Origin of the sequence: Thermocrinis albus DSM 14484, assembly GCF_000025605.1 — a bacterium.
Lineage (GTDB): Bacteria > Aquificota > Aquificia > Aquificales > Aquificaceae > Thermocrinis > Thermocrinis albus.
In genome coordinates this window covers 976,861-1,001,787 of sequence record NC_013894.1, presented here as the reverse complement: position 1 = coordinate 1,001,787, position 24,927 = coordinate 976,861, and the positions used below count along the sequence as shown (strand labels likewise).

At 47.3% G+C, this 24,927-nt stretch carries 31 protein-coding genes; 11 read left to right on the top strand and 20 right to left on the bottom strand.

What is annotated here, in order from left to right; genetic code table 11:
• Positions 1-37 precede the first annotated feature (37 nt).
• From pdo to THAL_RS05435, 3 genes are read left to right on the top strand one after another with little or no spacing between them, the layout of a single operon-like run.
• Positions 38-703 (top strand): protein disulfide oxidoreductase, encoded by a 666-nt coding sequence (pdo, locus tag THAL_RS05445; RefSeq protein WP_012992107.1) that lies wholly within the window; start codon positions 38-40, stop codon positions 701-703.
• Positions 690-1,013, top strand: a complete 324-nt coding sequence (locus THAL_RS05440; protein ID WP_012992106.1) for a tetratricopeptide repeat protein — start codon at positions 690-692, stop codon at positions 1,011-1,013. The genes pdo and THAL_RS05440 overlap by 14 nt, the downstream gene beginning before the upstream one ends.
• The gene (locus tag THAL_RS05435) at positions 977-1,735 is read left to right on the top strand and encodes a DUF3108 domain-containing protein (protein ID WP_012992105.1); all 759 of its coding nucleotides are present in this window, start codon (positions 977-979) and stop codon (positions 1,733-1,735) included. Before THAL_RS05440 ends, THAL_RS05435 begins: the two co-directional genes overlap by 37 nt.
• 31 nt (positions 1,736-1,766) lie before the next feature.
• On the opposite strand, the gene THAL_RS05430 is transcribed toward THAL_RS05435, so the two are convergent.
• From THAL_RS05430 to THAL_RS05370, 13 genes are read right to left on the bottom strand one after another with little or no spacing between them, the layout of a single operon-like run.
• Positions 1,767-1,988 (bottom strand): hypothetical protein, encoded by a 222-nt coding sequence (locus THAL_RS05430; protein ID WP_012992104.1) that lies wholly within the window; start codon positions 1,986-1,988, stop codon positions 1,767-1,769.
• A 59-nt stretch (positions 1,989-2,047) separates the two neighbouring features.
• The gene (locus THAL_RS05425; RefSeq protein WP_012992103.1) at positions 2,048-2,908 is read right to left on the bottom strand and encodes an LptF/LptG family permease; all 861 of its coding nucleotides are present in this window, start codon (positions 2,906-2,908) and stop codon (positions 2,048-2,050) included.
• Complete coding sequence (locus tag THAL_RS05420; RefSeq protein WP_012992102.1) at positions 2,908-4,524, bottom strand: tetratricopeptide repeat protein; 1,617 nt, start codon at positions 4,522-4,524, stop codon at positions 2,908-2,910. The genes THAL_RS05425 and THAL_RS05420 overlap by 1 nt, the downstream gene beginning before the upstream one ends.
• Positions 4,521-5,396 (bottom strand): universal stress protein, encoded by an 876-nt coding sequence (locus THAL_RS05415; protein WP_012992101.1) that lies wholly within the window; start codon positions 5,394-5,396, stop codon positions 4,521-4,523. Before THAL_RS05415 ends, THAL_RS05420 begins: the two co-directional genes overlap by 4 nt.
• Positions 5,393-6,196, bottom strand: a complete 804-nt coding sequence (locus THAL_RS05410) for an inositol monophosphatase family protein (protein ID WP_245522232.1) — start codon at positions 6,194-6,196, stop codon at positions 5,393-5,395. The genes THAL_RS05415 and THAL_RS05410 overlap by 4 nt, the downstream gene beginning before the upstream one ends.
• Entirely contained in the window at positions 6,159-7,376 is a 1,218-nt protein-coding gene (locus tag THAL_RS05405; RefSeq protein ID WP_012992099.1) for a phosphoglycerate kinase, read from the bottom strand. Before THAL_RS05405 ends, THAL_RS05410 begins: the two co-directional genes overlap by 38 nt.
• Positions 7,377-7,385: 9 nt before the next feature.
• On the bottom strand, positions 7,386-7,718 hold the full coding sequence (locus THAL_RS05400) for a hypothetical protein (RefSeq protein WP_012992098.1): 333 nt from the start codon (positions 7,716-7,718) through the stop codon (positions 7,386-7,388).
• Positions 7,719-7,737: 19 nt separating this feature from the next.
• Positions 7,738-8,505 (bottom strand): indole-3-glycerol phosphate synthase TrpC, encoded by a 768-nt coding sequence (gene trpC / locus THAL_RS05395; protein ID WP_012992097.1) that lies wholly within the window; start codon positions 8,503-8,505, stop codon positions 7,738-7,740.
• Positions 8,502-9,071 carry a sulfurtransferase TusA family protein gene (locus THAL_RS05390; protein ID WP_012992096.1) on the bottom strand — a complete coding sequence of 190 codons (570 nt, stop codon included), beginning with the start codon at positions 9,069-9,071 and terminating at the stop codon, positions 8,502-8,504. The genes trpC and THAL_RS05390 overlap by 4 nt, the downstream gene beginning before the upstream one ends.
• 9 nt (positions 9,072-9,080) lie before the next feature.
• On the bottom strand, positions 9,081-9,908 hold the full coding sequence (locus THAL_RS05385) for a hypothetical protein (RefSeq protein ID WP_012992095.1): 828 nt from the start codon (positions 9,906-9,908) through the stop codon (positions 9,081-9,083).
• 19 nt (positions 9,909-9,927) lie between these two features.
• On the bottom strand, positions 9,928-10,185 hold the full coding sequence (locus THAL_RS05380; protein ID WP_012992094.1) for a hypothetical protein: 258 nt from the start codon (positions 10,183-10,185) through the stop codon (positions 9,928-9,930).
• Positions 10,175-11,173, bottom strand: coding sequence for a recombinase RecA (gene recA, locus THAL_RS05375; protein ID WP_012992093.1), 999 nt, complete (start codon positions 11,171-11,173; stop codon positions 10,175-10,177). Before recA ends, THAL_RS05380 begins: the two co-directional genes overlap by 11 nt.
• 41 nt (positions 11,174-11,214) lie before the next feature.
• Positions 11,215-12,270 (bottom strand): NADH:flavin oxidoreductase/NADH oxidase, encoded by a 1,056-nt coding sequence (locus tag THAL_RS05370; RefSeq protein ID WP_012992092.1) that lies wholly within the window; start codon positions 12,268-12,270, stop codon positions 11,215-11,217.
• A gap of 67 nt (positions 12,271-12,337) precedes the next feature.
• Between THAL_RS05370 and THAL_RS05365 the strand changes: the two genes are divergently transcribed.
• The 8 genes from THAL_RS05365 (at position 12,338) to THAL_RS05330 (ending at position 18,164) form a co-directional block, all read left to right on the top strand.
• Positions 12,338-13,405 carry a bis-aminopropyl spermidine synthase family protein gene (locus THAL_RS05365; protein WP_012992091.1) on the top strand — a complete coding sequence of 356 codons (1,068 nt, stop codon included), beginning with the start codon at positions 12,338-12,340 and terminating at the stop codon, positions 13,403-13,405.
• Between the two features lie 103 nt (positions 13,406-13,508).
• The gene (locus THAL_RS05360) at positions 13,509-14,180 is read left to right on the top strand and encodes a DUF4198 domain-containing protein (protein ID WP_012992090.1); all 672 of its coding nucleotides are present in this window, start codon (positions 13,509-13,511) and stop codon (positions 14,178-14,180) included.
• A complete protein-coding gene (locus THAL_RS05355) occupies positions 14,161-14,580 on the top strand; it encodes a hypothetical protein (RefSeq protein WP_012992089.1) in 420 nt (139 codons plus the stop codon). Before THAL_RS05360 ends, THAL_RS05355 begins: the two co-directional genes overlap by 20 nt.
• A gap of 2 nt (positions 14,581-14,582) precedes the next feature.
• Positions 14,583-15,626 carry a transporter gene (locus tag THAL_RS05350; protein ID WP_012992088.1) on the top strand — a complete coding sequence of 348 codons (1,044 nt, stop codon included), beginning with the start codon at positions 14,583-14,585 and terminating at the stop codon, positions 15,624-15,626.
• Between the two features lie 10 nt (positions 15,627-15,636).
• Positions 15,637-16,272, top strand: a complete 636-nt coding sequence (locus THAL_RS05345; RefSeq protein ID WP_012992087.1) for an energy-coupling factor ABC transporter permease — start codon at positions 15,637-15,639, stop codon at positions 16,270-16,272.
• Complete coding sequence (locus tag THAL_RS05340) at positions 16,262-16,816, top strand: energy-coupling factor transporter transmembrane component T family protein (RefSeq protein WP_012992086.1); 555 nt, start codon at positions 16,262-16,264, stop codon at positions 16,814-16,816. Before THAL_RS05345 ends, THAL_RS05340 begins: the two co-directional genes overlap by 11 nt.
• The gene (locus tag THAL_RS05335) at positions 16,803-17,537 is read left to right on the top strand and encodes an energy-coupling factor ABC transporter ATP-binding protein (RefSeq protein ID WP_012992085.1); all 735 of its coding nucleotides are present in this window, start codon (positions 16,803-16,805) and stop codon (positions 17,535-17,537) included. Before THAL_RS05340 ends, THAL_RS05335 begins: the two co-directional genes overlap by 14 nt.
• A 15-nt stretch (positions 17,538-17,552) precedes the next feature.
• Positions 17,553-18,164 (top strand): TetR/AcrR family transcriptional regulator, encoded by a 612-nt coding sequence (locus tag THAL_RS05330; RefSeq protein ID WP_012992084.1) that lies wholly within the window; start codon positions 17,553-17,555, stop codon positions 18,162-18,164.
• Here THAL_RS05330 and THAL_RS05325 read toward each other — a convergent pair.
• From THAL_RS05325 to THAL_RS05295, 7 genes are read right to left on the bottom strand one after another with little or no spacing between them, the layout of a single operon-like run.
• Positions 18,135-19,817, bottom strand: a complete 1,683-nt coding sequence (locus tag THAL_RS05325; RefSeq protein ID WP_012992083.1) for a hydrogenase maturation protein — start codon at positions 19,815-19,817, stop codon at positions 18,135-18,137. The two genes, THAL_RS05330 and THAL_RS05325, sit on opposite strands and share 30 nt — an antisense overlap.
• Positions 19,817-20,953, bottom strand: coding sequence for a hydrogenase formation protein HypD (gene hypD, locus THAL_RS05320; RefSeq protein ID WP_012992082.1), 1,137 nt, complete (start codon positions 20,951-20,953; stop codon positions 19,817-19,819). The genes THAL_RS05325 and hypD overlap by 1 nt, the downstream gene beginning before the upstream one ends.
• Positions 20,932-21,183, bottom strand: a complete 252-nt coding sequence (locus THAL_RS05315; protein ID WP_012992081.1) for a HypC/HybG/HupF family hydrogenase formation chaperone — start codon at positions 21,181-21,183, stop codon at positions 20,932-20,934. Before THAL_RS05315 ends, hypD begins: the two co-directional genes overlap by 22 nt.
• A gap of 3 nt (positions 21,184-21,186) precedes the next feature.
• Complete coding sequence (hypA, locus tag THAL_RS05310) at positions 21,187-21,531, bottom strand: hydrogenase maturation nickel metallochaperone HypA (protein ID WP_012992080.1); 345 nt, start codon at positions 21,529-21,531, stop codon at positions 21,187-21,189.
• Between the two features lies 1 nt (position 21,532).
• The gene (hypE, locus tag THAL_RS05305) at positions 21,533-22,531 is read right to left on the bottom strand and encodes a hydrogenase expression/formation protein HypE (protein ID WP_012992079.1); all 999 of its coding nucleotides are present in this window, start codon (positions 22,529-22,531) and stop codon (positions 21,533-21,535) included.
• Between the two features lie 59 nt (positions 22,532-22,590).
• Complete coding sequence (locus THAL_RS05300) at positions 22,591-23,814, bottom strand: type II secretion system F family protein (RefSeq protein WP_012992078.1); 1,224 nt, start codon at positions 23,812-23,814, stop codon at positions 22,591-22,593.
• Positions 23,814-24,887, bottom strand: coding sequence for a type IV pilus twitching motility protein PilT (locus THAL_RS05295; protein ID WP_012992077.1), 1,074 nt, complete (start codon positions 24,885-24,887; stop codon positions 23,814-23,816). Before THAL_RS05295 ends, THAL_RS05300 begins: the two co-directional genes overlap by 1 nt.
• Between the last annotated feature and the right edge of the window lie 40 nt (positions 24,888-24,927).

The window sequence follows — 24,927 nt, the reverse complement described above, 5'->3', positions numbered from 1 at the left end:
TTTTAAGAATATAATCATTCCCTTAAGGAGGAAGAGGATGCTGCTAGGGTTAGACGTAAGAACTCAACTGAGGGAGATTTTCTCAAAGGACCTTAAGGAACCGGTTAACATCAAACTCTTCTCTCAGGCTATAGGTTGTGATACCTGTCCCACCGCCGAGGAGTTACTCAAAGAAGTGGCACAGCTGGATGAAAGGATAAAGCTGGATATATACTCTCCCCTCGTGGATAGAGAAATCAGTGCCCGCTATGGTATTGAGCGTGTACCCACCATAGTGGTGGAAGGTGATAAGGACTATGGGATACGCTACATAGGACTGCCCGCAGGGCTTGAGTTTTCCACCCTCGTTCACACCATACTGCAGGTTTCCAAAAGGGAACCCAAACTCTCCGAAAAGACACTGGAGTTTCTAAGTGAGATAGACGTTCCTATAGAGATCATGGTGTTTGTCACCACGTCGTGTGGCTACTGTCCGGCTGCCGCCATAACGGCGGTAAACTTTGCCATAGCCAACGATAACATAAAGGCTGTAGTGGTAGACGCCTCTGAAAACCCTGACCTTGCCCAGTTGTACCAGGTGGTGGGTGTCCCTAAAATCGTGATAAACAGGGGACTGGTGGAGTTTGTGGGAGCACAACCGGAAAATGCCTTTCTTGGGTATGTGATGGCAGCTTATGGGAGGTTGAAGAATGGACAGGCTTAACTACTTCTTACAGCTTCTGGAGAAGGATCCCAACAACCCTCTTGTTCACTATTCTCTCGCCTTGGAGTACAAAAAGAAGGGACATCTGGAAAAGGCCATAGAACATATGGAAAAATACCTCAGTATGAAAGAGGACGAAGGAGCAGCTTACAGATTACTAGCCGAGTGTTACCAAGAGCTGGGAGATTACGAAAAGGCTGCACGTGCCTTGGAAGAGGGTATAAAACAGGCCGTTAAGTTTAACCATCCCTCCATGGTACAGGAATATCGACAATGGTTAGAGGATCTTCGTACCTCCTGGCCTTCCTGACCCTTAGCTCCACCCTATGGGCTGCGGAACTTACTGCCTGCTACACCGCCAAGTACCTCTTCTTACCTGTAGCTGTCACCTGCATAACTTACAGTCAAAAGGGTGACAAGCTACACATATCCAGCTGGGTCAAAACTGTAAACGTAGGAAAACTAGTTAAGAGAGTGTACAACTATGGAAACGCCCTTGTAGATCTAAACCCCATCAGACCCATATCTTTTTTCTACCATCAGGAAGAGGGGACCTTTAAGAGAGAACAGTTTTATCACTTTCAGAACGGAAGAATAAAGGTTAGGGAGGTAAAGTACGAGGATCTTACCAACAACATACAGAAGGAAGAGGTTAAAGAGTACGTCTATACGGGATACGTGGAGCCTTACACCGCCAGCCTCACCCTTTACGCCAATGTTAAAAAGACCAGCGCCGGTAAAATCAAAATGTTTTACGACGATAAGAACTACGAGATACCCTATCAGGTGGTAGGTAAAGAGCTGGTGAGAACACCGGCTGGTAACTTTGAGAGTGTGAAAGTGTTGGTAAATCCCAACATACAGACTAAGGGTCTGCTCCGTCCCACTGGACAGTGGACTCTTTGGCTTGATGACGGAATGTTGCTACCCGTAAAGATGCAACTCTCCTTTGTGATAGGAAGTGTGAAGGCTGAACTTGAAAGTATAGAAGGAGATAGAGACCTACTGAGAAGGGTGTTACTGAAAGAGTGACAAGGAGGGGGCAGACCCCCCCCTTTAAAGCTTACTTCTTCTGTTGCTCTGCGGGAGCTTGCTCCTTCTTTTCTTCCTTCTTCTCCTCCTTCTTCTTCATGTGCTTTTTGTGGGCTTTCTTTTTGTGAGCTTTCTTTTGCTCAGCAGCGGGCTTTTCTTCCTTCTTCTGCTCGGCTGGAGCTGCTTGCTCGGCAGCTAAGGCTGCAGAACCTGCAAAGGCTACGGTGAGCAGAGCTACGAGGAGCTTCTTCATGGCAACACCTCCTTAAAAGTTTTACTAAGGAAAATAATATCGTATCCAACATGAAAACTTCATGAAAAGGTGAGAGAGGACCTGATGAGGAGGATGGTAAGGTGATAGAAGATGGATATAAGACCCACTAGGTAGTAAAGTTGAGTGTGTGTCCTTATAAGTCCCAGTACGAGAGGAGAAACAACAGGTATCAGTGCGATACTGAAGAAGAGGTTTATAAAGTTCACCAGCGTGTCTTTTGTGGTGGTTTGGGAGATGGTTCCGGGAGGTGTGCCAAGGCGTAATAGGTATACATCAAAACGGGCCAGAAACCTCTTGTTTTCCTTCTCTGTAAGGACGGATCCGTGCTTTAACAGAATTCCATCGGAGTGTAGCACGGCCTCCTTTGCTACCACAGTAAGGTCCTGGGTTTTCAGAAAAACGTTTTTCCACGTATTCCCTTCCCTTTCTCCCACGTAAAAGGTTACGTCTCCCGCAGTGTAGAAATCACCGGCCGGTATACCCATGAGCAACTTGGAGTAATACTTACTCAGCAGTATGTTTCTGGCGGTAGATATGTCAGACTGATGCAAAAGATAGGCTCCTACCGCCATAGCCAAAAGTAGCGGAGAAAGGCGAAGGAGGGTGTGAAACAGTACGTTACCCAATGATATACCAAAGGTCTGCATCACGTGAAGTTTTTTGTTCTCCTTAAGTTCGTAAAGGTTCCAACACCAAGACAGAAGTAAAGAGGATGGAATAAAGTACACAAAAAAGTAGGACCACCAAAGGAACATAAAACCTACAGCATCAAAAACGGGAAGCTTGAAGATGAGTTTATCCAGCTTCACCAGCTGGACTATAAAGAAAGACAGTGTGAGGAAGGTGCTCACCAAGAGAGATAACCGAATCGTCCTCCACGCTATCCAGTTCCACAGCATCAGAACCTTAACTTTTCCATAAGCCTCTCCTTCTGACCCGGCTCTCCTCTCTTACCCTTCTCTAGAAGTTTCAAAGCCTCTCTGTAGTGATAGAGGGCCTCCTCTCTGTTACCCAGCTTCATGAGTACTTCTCCCATATGCTCGTGAATGACAGGGTCCTCTTTTTCCTTCTCCAGAGCCTTCTTCAGAAGCTGATAAGCTTCGTGATACTTTCCTCTGTAATAAAGGGCCCAAGCGTAGCTGTCCAGATAAGCCGGGTTGTCAGGATCTTTCTCTAAGGCCTTCAGTATCAGTTTCTCCCCTTCCTCAACCCTTGCACTGTGGTACCACAGTAGCAACGAGTAGCCAAGATGGTTGTAAAGATCTGGGTCTTCCGGATTTAGCTCTATAGCCTTTCTGAGGTTCTTCTCTGCCTCCAGATACTTGCCCTCTTTGTCCAACAGGATGGCGGTAACAAAGTAGACTCTGTAGTCGTTGGGGTTTATCTCCTTAGCTTTCTGAACGTAAAGGAAAGCATCCTGAAGCCTGTTGGTTTCTGAAAGAAGGTGAGCCATCAAAAGCAGCATGTTGTAATTGCTGGGATCTATTTTTAGAACCTTCTGGGCGGTTTCTTCCGCCTTAGTGTAATCCCCCAGATCTGCATAAACACCGGCTAGCCTCTCCATTATCCTCACGTTGTTGGGATCCTTCTGCAAAAGCTCCTCGTACACCTTTTTGGCCTCTTCCGTCCTCTTGAGAAGTTCCAACACTACGCCGTAGGTGAAGTTCACCTGAAGATCATCCTTGTTTTTCTGGCGAAGTTCTGAAAGGACTTGCAAGGCCTCCTCATACTGAGAGGCTTTTATAAGTACAAGAGCATACTGATACTGATAACCACTGTCTGGGTAAAGATCTATCAGCTTTCTGTATGTTTCCTTAGCCTCTTCCCATCTACCCGAAGAGGCATAGAGACTTGCCAACCTCTCTAAGGCCACCCTGTTGTTGGGGTCCTTCTCCAGTATACTTTTGTAGAGGGTTTCTGCTTTGGAAAGCTCCCCTCTACTTTCGTAAAGTCCACCGAGGGTTATAAAGCCCGCTTCAAAGGTGGGTTTTACTCTCAGAGACTTTTCCAAGTACTCTATAGCCTTCTTCTGATCTCCCTGTGCCATGTACAACCGGGCTAGAAGATAGTAGGGTAGGGGATTCTGGGGGTTCAGCTCAGACAGTCTTTGAAGTAAGGGTGTCGCTTTGTCGTACTGACTCCTTCGCATATACTCATCTGCCAAAAGCAGGAGTATCTGAGGAGAATCGGGAACTACTCTGTAGCCTTCTTCTAAAGCGGACATAGCCTTATGTTGCTCTCCTCTGACAGAATACACACTGTGTAACGTAAGGTAAGCTTCAGGGAGCTTTGGATACTGTTTCCTAAACTCCAGAGCTAGCTGTAAAGCCCTATCGTACTTTTTCTGAAGGATGGCCAGCCTTACCGTGTCCACAAAGAGGGTGGGCGTAGGAGCATGCTTGATGGCCCTCTCACACACCGAAAGATCCTCTCTGTACCTACAGAAAAGGTAATCACGGTAAGGGTTATAAGCGTAAACAAAGTGCAAGGTCAAGAGAAGGAGCAGTATCCTCATGATGGGTTCCTGTAGATCAATACAGGCATCTCTGCCTTTCTGATAACTTCCTCCGATGTACTACCCACTATGACTCTCTTTAGACCTGTGAGTCCTCTGCTACCCATAACCAGAAGGTCCGCACCCCACTGCGCACTTTTCTCCAGTATGGCAACCGCCACATGGTGGTGCTCCCCTATCTCGTAAGAGGCCTTTATGCCTCTCTTCTTTGCCTCTTCCACCATACTCTGCAGGTGCTTCCTCTTTTCTTCCTTTATCCTCTCTTCTATATCCGTCACTATTCTTTCCATTATGGGTAGATTGATACTCTCCTCTACGTGCAGCAAGAGGAACTCCACGGGTGTGAAAGCAATAAGATCCAAAGCAAAGAAGAAGGCTTCTCTTGCCAACTGGGAAAAATCGTAGGCCACACACACTTTGTGAAAGGTCTCCCTATCTTCTCCTTTGAAAACCAACACAGGTTTTGTGCTGTACCTTACCACTTTTTGGGCGGTGGATCCCAGGAGGATCCTCTCCACCAAACCTTTCCTGTGACTGGCCATTATTACCAGATCCACCTCCCTCTCCTTCTCTATGATAGCCTCCGCAGGATCGCCCACCGTTATGTAAAGATCTGTCTTAACAGGTTTCATAAACTCCACTAAGGCCGCCAGTTTTTCTCGGGCGTTCTTTATCTTTTCTTGTTCCATCTGCGACAGTATTTCCAGATCCACAGTGTTGAGACCAAAGCTTTCGGGATAAGGAAACAGCATGACGGGGGCTACAGCATGCATCAGGATAACTTCTGCGGAATGAAGGTTAGCCAAACTCTTGGCCAGCCTCAGAAGAGGATTTGTCACTTCACTGAAATCCACAGGCACTAGGATCTTCATACTAACCCCTCCATAATGTGGCTGCAAACATCTCTCAGGAAAGGAAAAAGGTAGGGTGTTCCTGCCACCACATCCGTCCCTTCCCTTAACCCTTTGCTCAGTTCTACCATACCTCCAGCCTCTTTAACTATAAGCAAACCTGCTGCCACGTCCCATGGATTTAGTTCAAACTCCACAAGACCGTCAAAGATACCCTCTGCCAGAAAACAGAGATCCACAGCCGCAGCACCGGGCCTACGCATGGAACCCACTTTATCGAAGATCTCTTTAAGGATCTTCCAGTAAAAGTCAAGATTCCTACGCGCCCTTGAGGGAAAACCATAGGCCACAGCACACTTCTTGAGCTCCTTTCTATAACTTACGTGTATTTCCCTGCCGTCCTTGTAGGCACCTAGACCCTTGGCTGCCCAATAGAGGTTATTGGTGTAAGGAAGATAAACGGCACCTACCACAGGCTCTTCACGGAAGGTCAGAGCCACAGAGACCCCGAATATGGGAAACCCGGTCACAAAGTTCTTGGTTCCATCCAGAGGATCTATAAACCAAACAAAATCGGTGTTCCGGTCACCACCCTTTTCCTCTCCTACAGCTCCGTGATGGGGAAAGTATCTCAGTATATGGTCCCTTATGCGCTCCTCCGCCTCTTTATCCGCCAAACTCACCAGATCTTTTTCTCCCTTGAAACTGAGGTCCTGTTCTTGGAGTTTTCCAAAGTACTCTCTCAGGACAGCACCGCCCAGAAGGGCAGCTTCCTTAGCCACTCTAAGAAATATGTGTAAATCCATCACCTTCTCTGTCATCTAACACTTCAATACAGGGTAAAGTGTTTCCTTCCAAGAGTTCCAAAAAGGCACCACCACCCGTAGATACAAAGTCTATGGAGTTATAAACACCAGCTCTGTGAATGGCGTGATCGGTGTCTCCACCACCAGCTATGGTGAGGGCAGGTGACTCGGCCAACATCTTGGCTGTCTGGTAAGTACCTTCCTTAAATCTGTCCAGTTCAAACACACCTAAAGGACCGTTCCACACTATAGTCTGAGCATCCGCTATTACTTCCCTTATAAGAGATACCGAAACAGGACCTATGTCCAATCCCATCCAACCTGAAGGTATCTCCTGCCATGGAACCACTCGGGTAGGTGTGTTGTCAGACAGTTCCCTACCTATGACAAAGTCCACAGGCAGGTAAAACTTCACATCCAGCTTTCTGGCCACCTCCAGTATATCCCTGGCCGTGTCAAGGAGATCTTCCTCCACCAGAGAGTTACCCACGGGAAAGCCCATGGATTTTATGAAGGTGAAGGCCATGGCTCCCCCCACAAACAGCTTGTCAACCCTCTTGAGGAGGTTCTTCAGAATGCCCAGCTTGGAGGAAACTTTGGCACCTCCTATTATCGCTACCACCGGTCTCTGAGGATTAACCATAGCCCTCTCAAAGTAACTCACCTCCTTTTCAAGAAGGAAACCCATCACCGCTGGCTTGAGGATCTGAGGTACCAGGTAAGTGGAGGCGTGTTTTCTGTGGCATGTACCGAAAGCGTCCGCTACGTAAACCTCTCCCAAACTGGCCAGCTCTTTGGCAAAATCTACATCTGCCTGCTCTTCTCCCTGATGAAACCGCAGGTTTTCCAAAAGGAGAACATCTCCTTCCTTCATATCCTCCACCAGCTTTTTTACCTCAGCACCTACACAGTCGGGGGCCAACTTCACTTCCCTTGCTATGTATCGGGAGAGTCTTTTGGCTACCGGAGCCAAGCTGTACTTAGGATCTCTACCTTTTGGTCTTCCCAGATGAGACATAAGGATCACCTTGGCTCTTGCATCTAAGAGGTACTGGATTGTGGGTAGGCTCGCCCTTATGCGCGTGTCATCCTCTATATTACCTAAATCATCCATAGGTACATTGAAATCTACTCTCACCAAAACCCTCTTACCAGAAAGGTTAACATCTCTGAGGGTTTTTTTTCTGTAAGGCATGTTAACACCTCAGAAGTCTAAGTCTATATCTTCGTCATCTAGTTCTACGTTATGGCCTGTAGGAAAAACTCCCCTGAGACCTAATGCCAGGTTTTTAAGGTTTTCAAGATACATAAGGACATCTTCGTAAGTCTGAAGGAGAGACCTGTAACGAGCCGCTTCTTCATATGCCAACCTTTTGTTCTTGAGAAGCTTCTTTACAGCTATCCTACTCATATAAGCTCTGGAAAACTTCTCCTGCCACTCCTTCCAAAAATCACTGGCGTTTATAGGTGTCTTAACGATGAAGTACTCAAGATGTGAAAGCTCTTCTATGAGGTGTACATCTACGGGGTTTTTCATAGCGAACCTCCTCCTTCTATTATAACAGCTCCATAAGTTTTTTAACAGGATCGTCACTCTTCATAAGACTTGTACCTATCAGAAAGGCATCTACACCACACTTTTTAAGTTCCTCTATCTGGTCTTTGCTTTCTATACCGCTCTCTGCCACCACATACCTGGCACCCATCTCTTTCAGGACAGGTGCCAGCTGTTTTGTCACAGATATATCCACCCTGAAGGTATCAAGGTCCCTGTTGTTGATGCCTATAACGTAAGCACCTGCTTTGAGAGCTCTCTCCGCCTCCCTAAGGTTAAAGACTTCCACCAGATGCCCAAGTGTTAGTTCACGGGACAGTTCCAAAAGATCCTTCAGGAGCGCATCGTCTAAGATCCTCACTATTAGGAGAACAGCGTCCGCTCCGAAGGCTCTCGCTTCCTCTACCTGCACGGGATCTAACAGAAAGTCTTTACGTAAAACGGGGACCTTCACAGCCGCGCTCACCTCCCTAAGATCCTCCAAAGAACCTTTGAAGAACTCTTTGTCCGTCAGTACCGATATAGCCACAGCCCCGGCCCTTTCGTAAAGTACCGCCTGATGGGAGGCCTTCACATCTTTCAGAGAACCGGCAGAAGGTGAGGCTCGCTTGACTTCCGCTATTATCCTTGTTCCATCTTTTGTGAAAATCTGTTCCCAAGGACGTGTGGGCCCCCTGAGGGATATTAACTGAGCAAGGTTTTTTCTGTAGTCTTTACTTTTGGAAATCTCTCTCCTCTTGACTTTTAGTATCTTCTCAAGAAAGCTCAAGGGTAAATTCTCCTGTAGTCCTTTCCCTCTTTGCTGTATATAGCTTCAACACCTACACCTGCCTCAGAAAGCTCTTTGTAAAGAAGAACAGCTCTATCTCTCCCCTTAACAGCCAACACTACACCGCAGCGCGGATCTATCTCATCAGGTATAGGTAGTAGTTTAGCCCTCTTACCCACCATCTTCTCTGCTCTGAGGCCTTCAGAAATAGCCACAAAGGTTATAAAATGATCGGGCTTTTCCACAAAAGGGTTAAGGACCGTCAGGTAATATCTGGCATGAAGTTTTACACCCAAGGCATGGAACTTTACCCAGTACCACAGGGACTGGTGCTGAGATTGGGAAGTTTTTTGAATGCGGGCGATCACTTTTCCATCCTCCTTGTGAAGAGCAAGAAGGAGATGACCTGTCTGCATACACCAGTTATAGATGTCTCTTTCAAAACCGGGGTCCGTGGATATAACCTTAAGGATATCTCCTTCCTTAAGCTGGTTCATCTGCTGAGACGTCATAACTACAGGTAAAGGACACATAAGTCCACTCAGATCAAGTACTCTTTCCTCCATGGCAACACCTCACACAGCCAAATGGACTATCCCTTCATGGATGTCTTTAATGTAAAGATTAAGTAAACGAGCTGCTCTTTCAAGGTTCTCCAAAAGCCACCTATCCCTCAGCTGGGCAGGGTGATTCATATAGAAGATCACTGTGTGCTGATCCCCCACAGGTACACTGAAGGAGAGGTTAGCGGTATCAACTTCCACCGATGGTGTTCTGCCTCTCACCACTCTAATACCCTTCAGAGAGAATGTTTCCTTCACCGATCTGATGTAATCTCCTACACCGTCACTCTTGGTGAAAAGTTCAAAGAGATCTTCTAAGGTTTTCCTACGTCTTCTCTCCTCGTCCAGAGAGGAGAGCTCTTTAGTTAGGTGGGCAAAACCCTTTCTGAGCCTAACAAAGTAACTCCTCTCCTTCCTTATACTCTCCACAAGGTCAGGGGCGTAGGCTGACAGAAAGGCTCCCAGCAAGAGGGGCAGTATTTCTAGACCCTTGACCCCACTCAGTATCACCGCCATAACAGCAGCAGACCAAAGAGCCAAGAGTGACACACCCACATACCTGTTCACGTAATGCACCATAGGTAGCAGAAGACTTACCACAGATATAGGTTCCTTAGATAAATATATCATTGGTATCAGGAAGATGAGATCCATATATCTGCCAAGTACACCTGTCTTCCAGAAACGGAGATGACTGTAGAGGATACCCGAAAGGTACAGACTACCGATGACTAGAAGGGCGGCCTTTGTATGGATATTTTTTTGGAGGGCTATCACCGTGAAGTAACTTAAGATGAGCAACCTAACCACCAATAAGATAAGTCTTCTTTCTTTCAGCACAGGCCTATATTTTAACTGATCACTCCACCTCTATCCTCTTAACTTTCTCCTTTTTCTGGGTTCTTTCCAGTTTTCTTTCTACGTGGGATATCTGGTAATCTAATAGGGTTTTGAAGATCTTAAGGAAGGAGAGTTCCATACTGTAAAGGTGATGCATTATCTCAGAACGCAGCTCCTTAGGAGGTAGGAAGATTTCCAGGAGTCTGAAGACCTCCTTCCTCAGTTCCTCCACTTGGTCCTCTAAGCTCTCCTGTTTAAGTTCCTTTTCACGGGCCATGGTTGAGAAGCTCCCTCAGCTTCTTTTCTATCTCCTCGGTAAGGGTGGGGTTCTCTTGCAGGAACTTTTTAACCTGATCCCTCCCTTGACCTAACCTAACATCACCGTAGCTGTACCAAGCACCACTCTTCTTTATGATACCGTACTGGGTGGCTGTGTCTATAAGGTCACAGAGCTTACAAATCCCTTCACCGTATATAACATCAAACTCTGCCTCTTGGAAAGGTGGGGCCAGCTTGTTCTTCACTATCCTAACCCTCACCCTGCTACCTACCTTACCATCCCCCTCCTTAAGGTCTCCCACCTTCCTTATATCTAGTCTCATGTCGGCAAAGAACTTGAGAGCTCTCCCACCAGGTGTGGTTTCAGGATTACCGTACATGACACCTATCTTCTCTCTCAGCTGGTTTATAAATATCACAGCAGCGTTAGCCTTGTGAGCTAAACCTTTGAGCTTCCTAAGAGCTTGTGACATGAGTCTTGCCTGTTTACCTACGTGAATGTCCTCCATAGAACCTTCCAGTTCATCCTTGGGAACTAGGGCGGCCACCGAGTCCACCACTATGACATCTACAGCTCCGCTGGAGAGAAGACTCTCCGCTATCTCAAGGGCCTGCTCTCCGTAATCGGGTTGAGAGATGAAGAGCCTTTCGGTATCTACACCTATCTTCTCAGCATATCTCGGATCAAGGGCATGCTCCGCGTCTATGAAGACCGCTACACCACCATTCTTCTGGGCTTCGGCTATCACATGCAAAGCCAGTGTAGTTTTACCAGAGGATTCCGGACCAAACAGCTCCACTATCCTACCTCTGGGAATGCCCCCCACACCCGTTGCTATGTCCAGAGCTATGGAACCGGTGGGTATAGCCTCCACCACCACACGCTCTGCGTTTTTTAGGGGCATTATGGCCCCCTTTCCGAACTTTCTCTCTATACTGGCCAGCACACTCTCCAGAGCTTTCTTTTTTTCCTCGGTTACGCTCATGTTATATCTAATTTAAACCCTTCCCCTTTTGCGGACAACCTTCACCAGGCCCTCAGATACTGCCTGGGTACCATCCCCTTTACACCTGCCTTTTGGGCCCACCTTACAGGCAGATAAGGATCTCTGAGAAACTCCCTACCTATAGCTACAAAGTCGGCCCTACCGTTAGCCACTATCTCTTGAGCTAATTCGTAACTGGTTATCATACCCACAGCTTGGGTTAGAACTCCAGCCTCTCTTTTTATCCTCTCGGCAAAGGGTACCTGATGACCTGGGTATTCTCCAAAGGGTTCATCCTCCACTATCCTGCCGGAAGAGCAATCTATCACGTCCACACCTTCTTTTTTCAAGATTTTTGCCAGCTCCACACTTTCCTCCAAGGTCCATCCTCCCTCCACGTAGTCTACAGATGATATACGTACCCACAGAGGCATGCTGTCGGGCATCTCACTACGAGCTATCCTTACCACCTCCAGCAAAAAGCGAACCCTGTTTTCAAAACTACCACCGTACTGATCCTTCCTCTTGTTGCTTACTGGAGACAAAAACTCGTGTATAAGATAACCGTGTGCAGCGTGTATCTCTATAATATCAAAACCTGCCTCAACAGCTCTTTTCACAGCATTTCTGTAACTTCCTTGAACCTCTTTAATGTCCTCCACACTCATCTCACGAGGAATTGTCCAGTTTTTTCCAAAAGGTAACGGACTGGGAGCTATGGCGTGTTTACTTCCCCTCACCTTCCTCACAGATCTCTCCCAAGGTGGGTAGTCCTCAGCCTTTCTGCCTGCGTGTGCCAGCTGTATGCCTACGGCTGCACCGTACTTCTTACAGAGATCTACCAGTTTTGCGAGGCCATCTACATGATCATCCCTGTAAATCCCCAGGTCCAAAGGAGATATTCTTCCCCTCTCCTCCACAGCTGTGGCCTCCAAGATTATGAGACCGGCACCACCCACGGCCCTTGATACATAGTGGACCAGATGCCAGTGGGTGACATGACCATCCTCCGCAGAGTACATACACATGGGGGACATAACGATTCTGTTTCTTATGTTCACGCCCCTGACATCTATGGGACTGAACAGATGCACCATAAGGTGTAGTATAACAGAGAAGCTATGGTATAATTAATAGGCTAAATCTCGCTTCAGGAGGTGTCCGTTGAACCCACTAGTTAAGTTGGCGGAGAGAGCGAGAGAGGTAGGACAGGTTAGGGTTTATAAAAAGAGTGTGGAGCGTGTTCTTTCTGCCCTTCTAAAGAGTGGGGATTTTTGGGAAGTGGTGGATATGTCGGATCTTCCTGTGCCGGCAGCCTCCGCTATAGTTAAGGTGCTTATAGAGGAAGGTCTGGCTTTCATAGACGATACAGAAGATATAAGACTTACCCAGAAAGGTATGGATTTGGTAAGAGAGTTGGGAATAGAACCTTACGTAGACTACGCCTGTGGTGCCTGTGAAGGGAGAGGCATACCCTTCTACGCTGATATAGAGTTCTACAGAGAGTTTCTCCAGATAACCAAAGACAGGCCCAAGGCCATAAGGGACTACGATCAGGGTTCAGTGACTCCTGAGACTACAGTGGCAAGAGTGCTCTTTATGGATTCGCGAGGAGATCTAAGAAACAAGGACATAATAGTTCTTGGTGCAGAGGACGACCTGACGGGACTCGCAGTGGCCCTCAGTAGAAAACCAAGAAGCGTTTTGGTGATAGACATAGACAAGAGACTCATAGACTTCGATAACGCTATATTCAGGGAGTTGGGTCTAGACAATGCCAGAGCTATGGTATGGGATCTGAGAAATCCCTTCCCTCCCGAAATGCTGGGGAAGTTCGACGTTTTTGTATCAGACCCTCCCGAAACCTTGCCGGCTTTTAGAGCCTTTATAGGTAGAGGCATAGCCACCTTGAGGGAAGAGGGTGGGGTAGGATACTTTGGTCTTACGCTCCGGGACTCTTCTGTCTTCAGGTGGAGAGAGTTCCAAGCGAGCCTCACCACAGAGTTCGGTGTGGCCATTACCGACATAGTACAGGATTTCAACGATTACATAACGTGGGACTATCATCCGGAAACTAGAGCTGCCGAAATAGCTCCCGTGAAACGCAATCCTAAGGGCATATGGTACAGATCAGCGTGGTACAGAATAGAAGCCTTACCGGGCTTCAAACGTTGGAACGAAGCAATATCCGATGACGTCTTCTACCTAGACGAAGAAGGTTCCACCACCTAACTTTCCTTCTCTCCGTGGTTCTCCCTCTTTAAAGTCTCTTGACTTATGAATGATCTTTTATTAATATTACTTTTGTGTTATAAGTAATATTAGGAGGTGGGACATGCGATGGATACTGCCATTGGCACTGACAGTTAGCGCCTTCTCCCATCAGCTTTGGATGGAGCGAGAGGGGGACACTCTCCTTCTCCACTACGGACACCTAAAACCAGCGCCCGGAGAGGAGCGTTACGTCAGGTACGAGCCCTCTTGGGTGAAGCATGTAGCCTGTTACGACGCCGAGGGATACCAACAGAAGATCTCCGTAATCCACACCTACCCTCTCAGAATAAAGGGAAACTGCAAGGTGGCCGTTGCCACTCTGTGGGAAGGCTACTGGACCAAAACGACGGAAGGTTTAAAGAAAGCTGCCAAGGATGAGGTGAAAGAACCAATAGAAAGTTGGGCATCTTACGGTTACGTAAAGCGTCTGGACCTTTGGGTGCCAAAACCCATAGGGCAAGAACTGGAGATAACACCACTGGATGACTTTACAAAGGCAAAGGTGGGAGAAAAACTCACATTTCTGGTAACCTACAGAGGTAGGCCGCTGGCCAATGTGCCTGTCAGTTACAACGGTCACGTGGTGGGCACAACAGACGACAGGGGAAGGATAAACATACGTTTGAAGGAGAAGGGATTAAACGTAGTGGAAACAAGCCTGAAAGAGATGGGGGATGGTAAGAAGGCTGATTACATCATAAGGGAGGCGACCCTTGTTTTTGAGATACATTGAGATACTTCTGCTCCTGTTATCTTCTGTAGTTTTGGCTCACGATGTTCAGCATACGGTGAACTGGGAAGGTAAATGTGCGGTGGTGCGCTTTTTCTTCCCCGATGGGACGCCCTTTTCTTACGAAAGCTACAAAGTCTTCAGTGAAAGAAGTCAGGTACCTTTTCAGATAGGTAGGACGGATGCCTTAGGGAGAGTGGTCTTTTGTCCATCCACACCGGGTGTGTGGAGAGTGAGTACCTACTCGGAGGATGGTCACGGTGCACGTGTGGACATTGAGGTGAAAGAGGTGGGTGCTGTGGAAAAGGTGAGTTTATACGAAAGGTACTCAAAGGTACTGACAGGTGTGTCCCTACTCATAGGTATTTGGGGTCTATACCAAATCTACGTAAGGAGGAGATAGTCGTGAGAAAGACCCTCTTGATGTTCCTCACATGTGGTACCGCTTTGGCTCATCACGGAGTTGCTACGTTGGGTGCTGCCGGCCTTGAAGGTCCTGGAGCCCCCTTAGAAACATCAAGTTCAGCAACTCTGCCTGAAGGTAGTTGGCTCTTTTATGTAAAGTTGGATCATGTGAGGTGGAAAAAGTTCTCTTTTCAGGAGTTCCCAGACCAGAAAGATACCTACAACTTTTTCACGTACGGTATAGGCTACGGATTGAAACCTTGGCTTTCTGTTTACCTTTTTACCCCTTATTATGTAAAGACTGAACTCAAGTCCATAGACAACGACCCCACAAAAGGACAGTACTCCTATACCAACTCTGGATTTGCGGATATATCCCTTATGGCTGTGTTGGGTTTTAAGTACGATAGAGGTTTTAAGCTGATCCCTAAGAACGAAAGTCTTGACGACCTTATGGACTGGCATTTTACCATATACGGAGGTGTATCTATACCTACCGGAAACCCTAACAAGTACGATAGAGCAAGGGATCCAAAAGGTGAGTTTGAACCTGATATGTCCACTGGTTTTGGAAAACCTGCCTTTACCGTTGGGTTTACTTCTACAAAACAGTTGGTTAGCTTTCCAGCCCTTACCTTAGTTTTTGACACCAACTACCTAAAGTTCCTGGAGCATACTTATAACTTTAGAGATACTCCTGATTCACCTAGAAAAAAGTATAAGTTTGGTGATGAATTCAGATTCAACGCAGCGTTAGCCTACAGACTATACACAAATATGGAAAAGAAGTTCCGTGCAGACTTGCTCTTAGAGGCTAACTTTCAATACAACCAGAGGGATAAAGAAGATGGCGTGAAACTTGAAGGCTCTGGTGGTAAGATAATTTACGGGGTTCTGGGTACAAGGCTTTACTACAAAAGTACGTCCATGGGTGTAGGTCTAAAAGTTCCCCTTTGGAAGAGACTCAACGAAGAGAATCAGCAGCAGGGTGCTGAAGGAAAGGAGAAGTACCGCCTTATTCTAACTCTCAGCTACCTCTTTTAGGAGGGATGGAATGCACATACCGGATGGTTTCGTTGCTCCTCACGTATATGTACCCGCTTACGGTGTCAGTATAACCCTCTTTATCAAGTATATGAAGGAGTTTAAAAAGAGGGTGGGAAGTAAGAGTATGCCCCTCTTAGCTCTTCTTTCCGCCTTTTCCTTCTCACTTATGTCCATAACTTTACCTCTACCTGGTGGTACCAGCGTACACTTGGAGGGTATAGCGGTTATGTCTATTCTCATGGGACCTGCGGTAGCTTTTGTATGCACCACCATCATCCTATTTCTGCAAGCCTTCCTCTTGGGTGTGGGGGGAGTCACTACACTACCCATAAACCTCTTAGCTATGGGGTTTATAGGAGGGCAAACGGCCTACCATGTTCACAGAATCATCCAGAAGATGTGGGGAGACACTCCGGCTGTACTGATAAGTGCTTACCTTTCTGTACTCGTTCCAGCGATACTGATAGGTCTTGTTTTAGGAATACATCCTATCCTCTTCAGGTCTGCGTCGGGACAGCCCCTTTACTTCCCTTATCCCCTTAGTGTCACCTTACCCGCCCTTATAGTTCCCCATGCGTTGGCTGGCCTACTGGAAAGCCTCTACACCTTGTTGATAATCCGGAGGGTAAAGTATGAGGGATAAAGTCCTCTTTTTGTTATGCTGTGGACTCATAGTGGGTATCTCCTTCGTGTCCGACATAAGGATCCTTTTGGGAACTATGGCCCTGTTTCTCATAGCTTCCCTTAAAAACACACCGGTGCTAAAGATCCCCGTATACTCTGCCCTTTTCTCCTTACTCCTCGTACTTCCCTACACGGTACTTCAGTATGTAAAAGGAACACCGGACTTTCATGCAACGATACTGTTACCTGCCCGGAGTTTTTGTATCTTATGGATCTGCTCCTCTGTGATGAGTCGCATAAATCTACTCAAAGTGTTTGACTTTTCGCGAGATCTCACTATGCTCATAGCTGTAACACTTACCTATGTTCAGTTTTACAAAAGAACTATGGAGGAGTTCTTCCAGGCTTACATTTCCAGAAGTATGGGTAAGGACAGTTGGAGAGATAGAAAGAATCTTATTCTCTCCATGAGCGGATACTTTTTCCACCTTTCTCTGAGACTTTCTGAGGAAGTACACCAGGCCATGCGCTCGAGGGGGGTTATAGAAGATGATGGAACTTAAAGAAGTGAGCGTTAAATACCAAGATAGGATCGCTATAAAGGATATAAGTTTAAAGATCGGTAAGGGGGAAAAAGTAGTCCTTTTGGGAATAAATGGCAGTGGAAAGACAACCCTCTTGAAACTCCTCAACGCTCTTATATATCCTAGTTCTGGAGAATTTCTCTATAAAGGGAAGAAGCTGAAGGACGCTATAAAGGATATAAGGAAGGAAAGCATTATGCTTTTTCAGAATCCGGACGTTATGCTCTTCAACCCCACCGTCTACGATGAAGTGGCTTACTCTTTACGTAAAAAGGGCCTGAAAGAAAGTGAAGTAAAGGAAAAAGTGATGTACTGGCTGAAGGAGTTAGCTATAGAGGATCTTGTTTCTCTTCCACCTTACAAACTGAGTGGAGGACAGAAACAGAGGGTAGCCCTCGCCAGTGTGTTGGCAGCAGAGCCCCAGATTCTTCTGCTGGACGAACCTACAGCCCATATGGACCTTCCATCGGTGGGACGTCTTATAGAGATCATACAGAAAACTGAAGCTACATGCGTGATATCCACTCACCACATATCCCTCGCACCTGAACTAGGAAACAGACTGGTGGTATTATCACCCCACGGGAGATTACTCTACGACGGTGCTCCAGAGAACTTCCTCAAAGACACATCTCTGCTTCTGGAAGCAGGGTTCATGCACACTCACTCAGGATCCCAGTGGCATTTCCATTCCCTGTAAGTTAAAATTAAAAATATGCCAAGACAAGCACTTAAAGAAAGGAATAGAATGCGGATAATAAGGACTGCCTGTAAGCTCTTTGCGGAGAAGGGATATTACAACACCACCATACCTGACATAGCCCAGGCTCTGGGTATGAGCGTAGGAAACCTTTACAACTACTTTGAGTCCAAAGAAGAACTGGCAAAGGAGATAATGCTCACCACTTCTCGTATCGTAGGAGAGAGGATAAAGGTTATAAACGAGAAAAATATTCCCTTTAAAGAGAAGCTCAGAGAGCTCGTCAGGAGTTTTTTTGAGATAGCTTTGAAGGAACCTGAACTTATTAACTACTTTCTGAGGGTGTTTTTGGTCAACAGAGAGGTGTTTAGAGAAGGGTGTGAGGGGTTTACGTGCGTAGGAGATGTAGTGACAGAAATCATGGTATTGGTAAGTGACGGTGTGGAGAAGGGTGTTTTCAGAAATCAGAGTTTCTTCACCGCCTTTACCACCGTAATGGGTCCTTTGGGAGGTATGGTGTTCCTCAACAACGAGGGTGTGTTGGACAAGCCTCTGATGGACTATGTGGATGAACTTACGGAAAACCTGTGGAGGGCGTTAAGTGCTGAGCCTTCTGTGAATGGCTAGGTAAGGAGGTGTACGGAAAGGTAGTATTCTCCTTACGAAGTAGTAACGTGCTATGTGATAGCTGGTGTCAAAACCGTAGAAGTTTATCTTCATCCTTTCCAACTCCTCCGTTCTGTATGAAGAGAGGGGTTTCTGAGACCAATCGGTTAGTCTCTCTCTTCTCTTTCTTTCTATAAAAGGATGGTAAGCTTCGGAATGGACAAAGTTCGTCACCAGATCTTTCAGTTGACCTAAGAACTCTGAATGATCCTTTCCAAGGACGCCGTCTATCAACCCTAGCTGGGCTGCTCTCTTCGCACTTATGGGCATCCTGTTCTCCATGATCTGCCTTCCTTTCTCCCAACCGACACGTTTGGGAAGGGTATAGGTCCAAAACTCAGAACCGTAAAGATTACCTATGTTTTTGTAATGGGGGTTTAAAACAACGCCATCCCGTGCAAAGACCCAATCGCACGTAAGGGCCAGGAATACCCCCCCTGCACCTGCATTACCGCGCAGTCCTGCAACAGTTAGTATATCCAGGGCTGTAAGGATCTCCTCGCATACGTCGTCCATAGCGTTTATGTTCCGCCACGACTCATCGGCAGGACTCTCCGCTTGCTCTATGGTGTTGAGGTTCATCCCGTTGGAAAAGAAGTCCTCGCCACCTAAAAGAACGAGCGCTTTTATAGGCCTTTTCTTGGCGTACTTTATTACCTTAAGAAGTCTCTCACACTGCTCGGTAGACATAGCACCGTTGTAGAAAGGAAAGTGTATGTATCCTACACCCTTTTCCTCTTCGTAAAGTATCTCTCTGTAAGTTTCTCCTTCTGTATCTTCCCAGGGTTCGATGGGATCCTCCTTAACATCCCTCAGGAAGGGTTCTAAAACCCTTACAGATGGCAGTTTGATGGAATCTCTTTTCTTTTCTCTCATGTGAGTTATCCATACAGCGCCGTCGGTTGTTGCAATACAAACAGCCTCATCCCTCACCGCCAGTATCCTTCCTGGCTCACCTCTGAGTTTGCTCTCGGGAAAGGCGTTGTAGAGGAGAAACTCTCTTCCAAAGAGTTCTGCCGGTGCTCCTGGATGTCCGTCACTGGCGTAGACCTTTGTTAACACACTTTCCGTGTTGTCCTTCTCCCAGTTTATACGCCTCCACTCCACCTCTACCTTTGGATTCCACACACCGTACTCCTGAGGTTTTTTGGTTACTTTCCCCTCCTCCAACATGGTTACGGCTTGTAACACACACTCCACCGCACCCTCTGTCACTTCGTTTCTGTATAGGCTGGACTTCCTGGCAGGCCTCATGGAGAAGGTTCTGTAAGCCCACACATCACCCGCATCGTACTCCTCCGTAGCTTCCAAAAGGGTGACACCCCACCTTCTTTCTCTCCTGAGAATAGCCCAGTCAAGGGCAGATGGCCCTCTGTCACCGGGTGGACCAGGATGTATTATCAGCGTGAGATAGTTCTCGTACACCTCCTTAGGTACCTTTCTTTTCAGAAAGGGAGCTATTATAAGATCTGGTTGATAAAGCTCCGCAGCCTCTATCATCAGATCTGGATGTACGTCCAGTTCTATAGACACCTCGTGTCCCCTGTCTACCAACTCGCAGTAAAGACGTTGGGAGAGGGAGTTAAACCTGTGACAGTAAAAAAGTATACGCATCAGTGACCCCCGTGTCTGTACTTGTAATAGGCCGCGCATGCACCTTCCGAGGATACCATACAGGATCCTATGGGGTTGGACGGTGTACACACCGTTCCAAAAAGTTTACACTCGGTAGGTACAGCTACACCTCTTATCACCTTCGGGCAGATACAGGCGGGATGCTCCTTCGGCGGTGGAAGTGAGACAAGGAAGCGCCTTTCTGCATCGTACTGGGCATAATCCTTCTTTATCTTCAGGGAGCTGTAGGGTACCACACCCAGACCTCTCCACTCAAACTCTTTCCTCAGTTCAAACACCTCTGCCACCAACTTCTGAGCTTTAACGTTACCTTCTCTACTCACAAAACGTGTGTACTGAACCTCCACTTGAGCCCTTTTTTCCCGCAACTGTCTGACGATCATGTAAACGGACTGCATGATGTCCAAAGGCTCAAATCCCGAAATCACCACAGGCTTCAGAAATTCCTCAGCAAAGTACTCGTAAGGTTTGCTACCTATAATCACACTGACGTGTCCCGGTCCTATGAAGGCATCTATACGAACTTTCCCTATCTCACGGATTTCAGGTGCGTTCAGTATGTGCTGTATAGCTGCAGGAGTTATAACGTGGTTACTAACCACCGTGAGGTTCTTTAAACCCCTCTCTTTGGCTTTCATAAGGAGTACAGCTGTCTGGGGTGTAGTGGTTTCGAATCCTATAGCGAAGAAGATCACCTGCTTTGAAGGGTTTTCCTCAGCTATCCTGAGGGCGTCCAGACAAGAGTAAAGCATACGAACATCTCCTCCCTCTGCCCTTACGTTTAGAAGGCTCTTTCTCTGGGACCCGGGTACGCGCAACACATCACCGTAAGTACACAGAATAACCTCTGGGTTTCTTGCCAACTCTATGGCCATATCTACTCTTCCGGTAGGAAGAACACAGACGGGACAGCCGGGGCCATGTATGAACCTGACGTAACCCTCCAGTAACTGATCTATTCCATACTTCATAATAGCGTGGGTGTGTCCTCCACAGAACTCCATTATCCTCACTTCCCTTCCTAATGACTCAACAGCCCTCTTTATCGCCCTCTCGTAAAGCTTAATCTTCTCTGTATCTCTGTAAGACTCTATTACATCTCTGGCTGTTGCCATAGTTCTTCCTCCTCTTTAAGGATCTCTTCGAAGAGCTCCAGACTCTGAAGAGCCTCCTCCTCACTCAGTTTATTGATAGCAAACCCCACGTGTATCAGAAGCCAGTCCCCCACATGCACCTCTTCTTGCATGAGCTCCAAAGAGACCACACGCCTTACACCGAAAACCTCCACCACCGCAGTGTTATCCTCTCGTATCTCCACCACTTTGGAAGGTATAGAAAGACACATACCTTACACCTCCATCTCGATACTTTTTAAAAGTAACTCATCACCACCCACCACACGTGTATCAACGGAACCACACAGAGGGCAGATCATATCCAACTCCTCTTTCTCCACCTGGGTGTTGCAGGAGTTACACCACAGGCGTAGTTTTTCCACCACCAAATCTAACTGAGCATTCTGTGCCACAGTTCCTTCCTTAAAAGTGTCGAAAGCTATTCTGAGAAGATGAGGCTCCACACCGGACAGAACCCCTACCACCACCTCTATCCTCCTCACATCTTTTGCACCTTCCCTCTCCGCATACATCTCCACCAACTGGAGTAAGTTTTGAACTATAGACATCTCATGCATGTCAGCATATCCTCGGTAAAAGTTCACCCATGGGAGGTTCAAGAAAACGATGAGTGCCGTAAGCTGTTCTTAAAAGAACCTGAGGCTTACCTTTCTGAGCCCTTCCTATCACGGCTGCATTGGTACCCAATGGATGTTGCCGCAGTATCTCCAACACCCTCTCAGCAGACTCCTCCGCCACAGCCAGCACCATCCTACCTTCGCAGGCAAGATGATAGGGTTCTAGACCCAGGAACTCACACAGCCCCCTCACCTCTTCCCTTACAGGTACGCTCTGTTCATCCACCACAAAGGAAACACCACTGGCACGTGCCCATTCGTGTAACACAGCTGAGAGGCCACCACGAGTAGGGTCCCTCATAGCGTGAATCTCCACCCCTTCTTTCAACAGAGCCTCCACCATATCCCAGAGAGGAGCACAGTCACTTTCCAGATGGGTTTCGAAATCCAGTCCCTCTCTGGCGGCAAGTATGCATGCCCCGTGATCACCTATTGTACCTGTGACGATGATAATATCACCATCCCTTACGTTGTGGGAAGAGAGGCCGGGATACACAACGCGTCCTATACCGGTGCTGACAATGAAGACACCATCGGCAGTTCCCTTTGGCACAACCTTTGTGTCTCCCGCCACCACTCGTACACCTAAACTACGGGCCGTATCCCCCATACTCCTAACAACAGTCTCCAGATCTTCCAAAGACATCCCTTCCTCCAGTATGAAACTCACCGTCATATACATAGGCCTTGCACCCATAGCGGCAAGATCGTTGACGGTACCACATACGGCCAGCTTTCCTATGTCTCCACCCCTGAAAAAGATGGGACTAACGGTAAAGGCATCTGTGGTAACAGCGATGTGGCCTTCTAAGGGAACAACTGCTGCGTCCTCAAGTTTTGAAAGTATAGGATCATCCAAGTATTTGAGAAACAGATCCTTTATGATGGTCCACGTTTCTTCACCGCCATTCCCGTGAGCCAGCAGTAGCTCCCTTACCATAACAGACCTCCATGAATGGATGTTCATCTAATATAGGCGCCTGCGCCTAGAATGCAACACTACTTGATAAGTTCTCCCAGCTTGAAGATAGGCATGTAGAGAGCTATCAGAATAAGACCCACCGCACCCCCTATGAAAACTATGAGCATGGGTTCTATAAGCTTTATAAGGCCATCCACAGTTCTGTCTACCTCATCTTCGTAAAAACGGGCTATGGTCTCCAGCATCTGATCCAGCTTACCTGTGTCCTCACCCACCCTCACCATAGCCACCACCAACTTGGGGAAAACACCTGTTTTCTCTAACGCTCTGTACATAGGCTGTCCTTCCACCACACCTTTACCTGCAGCCTCTAAAGCCTCCTTTATGATGGTGTTTCCTACCACTTGTTTAGAGATCTCAAAACTGCGCTCTAAGGCCACACCGCTGGAGAAAAGGGTAGCCATAGTACGTGCAAACTGAGCCATCGCACTTTTCTGAAAGAGCGAGCCCATCTTGGGTATTCTCAACATGAAGGCATGGACACTCCTGCGAAAGCCATAGTTGGTGGTGTAAAGATAACGAAAGACCAAAGCAGATCCTATCAGGAATATGAGAATCAGAGGCAGGTTGTTTCTGAGAGCGTTGGAGGCAGCTATCAACATCTGGGTAGGGAGTGGTAGTTCTCCACCTAGGGAGGAGTATATCTGGGCAAAGGTAGGAACCAGAAAGTAAAGGATTCCGGACACTATCGTTACAGCAACTATCACCACGAAAGTGGGGTAAAAGGAGGCACTCTTGATCTTACCCTTTATGGTGGCCATCTTCTCGTAATACTCGGAAGCTTTCAAAAGAGCAACGTCTATCTTACCGGTTTCCTCACCTACCAGCATCAGGTTTACCACAAGTTCTGGGAACACATGGGGGAACTTCCTCATGGCAGCTGACACCGACATACCTTCGCTTATCATACGGGCCACTTCCTGAGAGGCTTCCGATAGTCTTCTGTCAGGCATCTGTTCCGCTATAACGTTCAGTGCTTCCACCAAAGGCACACCAGCTTGAACCATTGTTCCCAACTGTCTGCAGAATATGGAAATATCTCTATCACTTACCCTCCTTCTGAAGGAAAAGGAAGGCTTTTCCTCCTTCTTCTTCTCCTCCTCTTCCAGAACCTCCAGTTCCACTACATATATCCCTTGACTTTGTAACTCGCTGAGGAGTACCTCCTGACTGGGGTAAACCACCTCCCTCTCTATAACGTTGCCTTTCTCGTCGTAAGCCCTGTATCGGAAACGTGCCATCAGCTGGCCCTCTTCAACATCATCTCCAACTCTTTCACATCGGGGGAGTACCTGTAAGCATCTTCAAGAGTTATGAGACCAGACCTGTAGAGTTTGTAAAGGGACTGATTCATGGTCTGCATACCTGTCTCTGCCTGTCCGCTCTGCATAAGAGAGTAAACCTGCTGTAGTTTGTTTTCCCTTATGAGGTTCCGTATGGCGACGTTGGGGATAAGTAGTTCGTAGGCAAGAACCCTACCACCCCCTATTTTAGGAAGTAATCTCTGAGATATAACACCCTGTAACACGAAGGAAAGCTGAACCCTTATCTGTTCCTGTTGCTCGGGGGGAAAGATGTCGATGATACGTGTTATGGTGGATATGGCTGTGTTGGTGTGAAGTGTGGCAAAGACCAGGTGTCCCGTTTCGGCAGCACGAAGGGCTATCTCCACCGTCTCAAGGTCTCGCATCTCACCTACCAAGATAACGTCTGGGTCTTCACGGAGAGCTGCTCTCAGTGCCTGTGCAAAGTCCTGCACATCCTCGCCTATCTCTCTTTGATTCACTATGCTCTTTCTGTGCTGGAAAACGTACTCTATAGGGTCCTCTATGGTGATTATGTGATAGGGGAAGTTCTCGTTTATGTAGTTTATTAGGCTGGCCAGTGTGGTGGTCTTACCGCTACCCGTTGGTCCTGTCACCAAAACAAGTCCCATACTGAGGTGACAGAGCTGAAGCACCTTCTCTGAGAGACCAAGCTCTTTTACACTCATTATCTTGTTGGGAAGTCTTCTGAAAACAGCCGCCACTGATCCTCTTTGGAAAAACACGTTGGATCTAAATCTACCTATGTCCTTTATACCGAAGGAGAAGTCCACCTGCCCCTTCTCTTCGAGAGTCTTTCTGTGCTTTTCCGACATCACCGAATAGGCCATCCTCTGTGTCTGCTCTGGTGTCAGGACAGGGTACTCTGCCAGAGGTGTTATCTTACCATCTATACGCAGTGCCGGTCTGCTGCCCGCCGTTATGTGCACGTCTGAGGCGTTAAGTTTTACCGCCTTGTACAGGATCTCGGTAAGCAGAAGATCCTCCATACGACCCCCACTATCACATATTATAGTTAAAATAACTCAT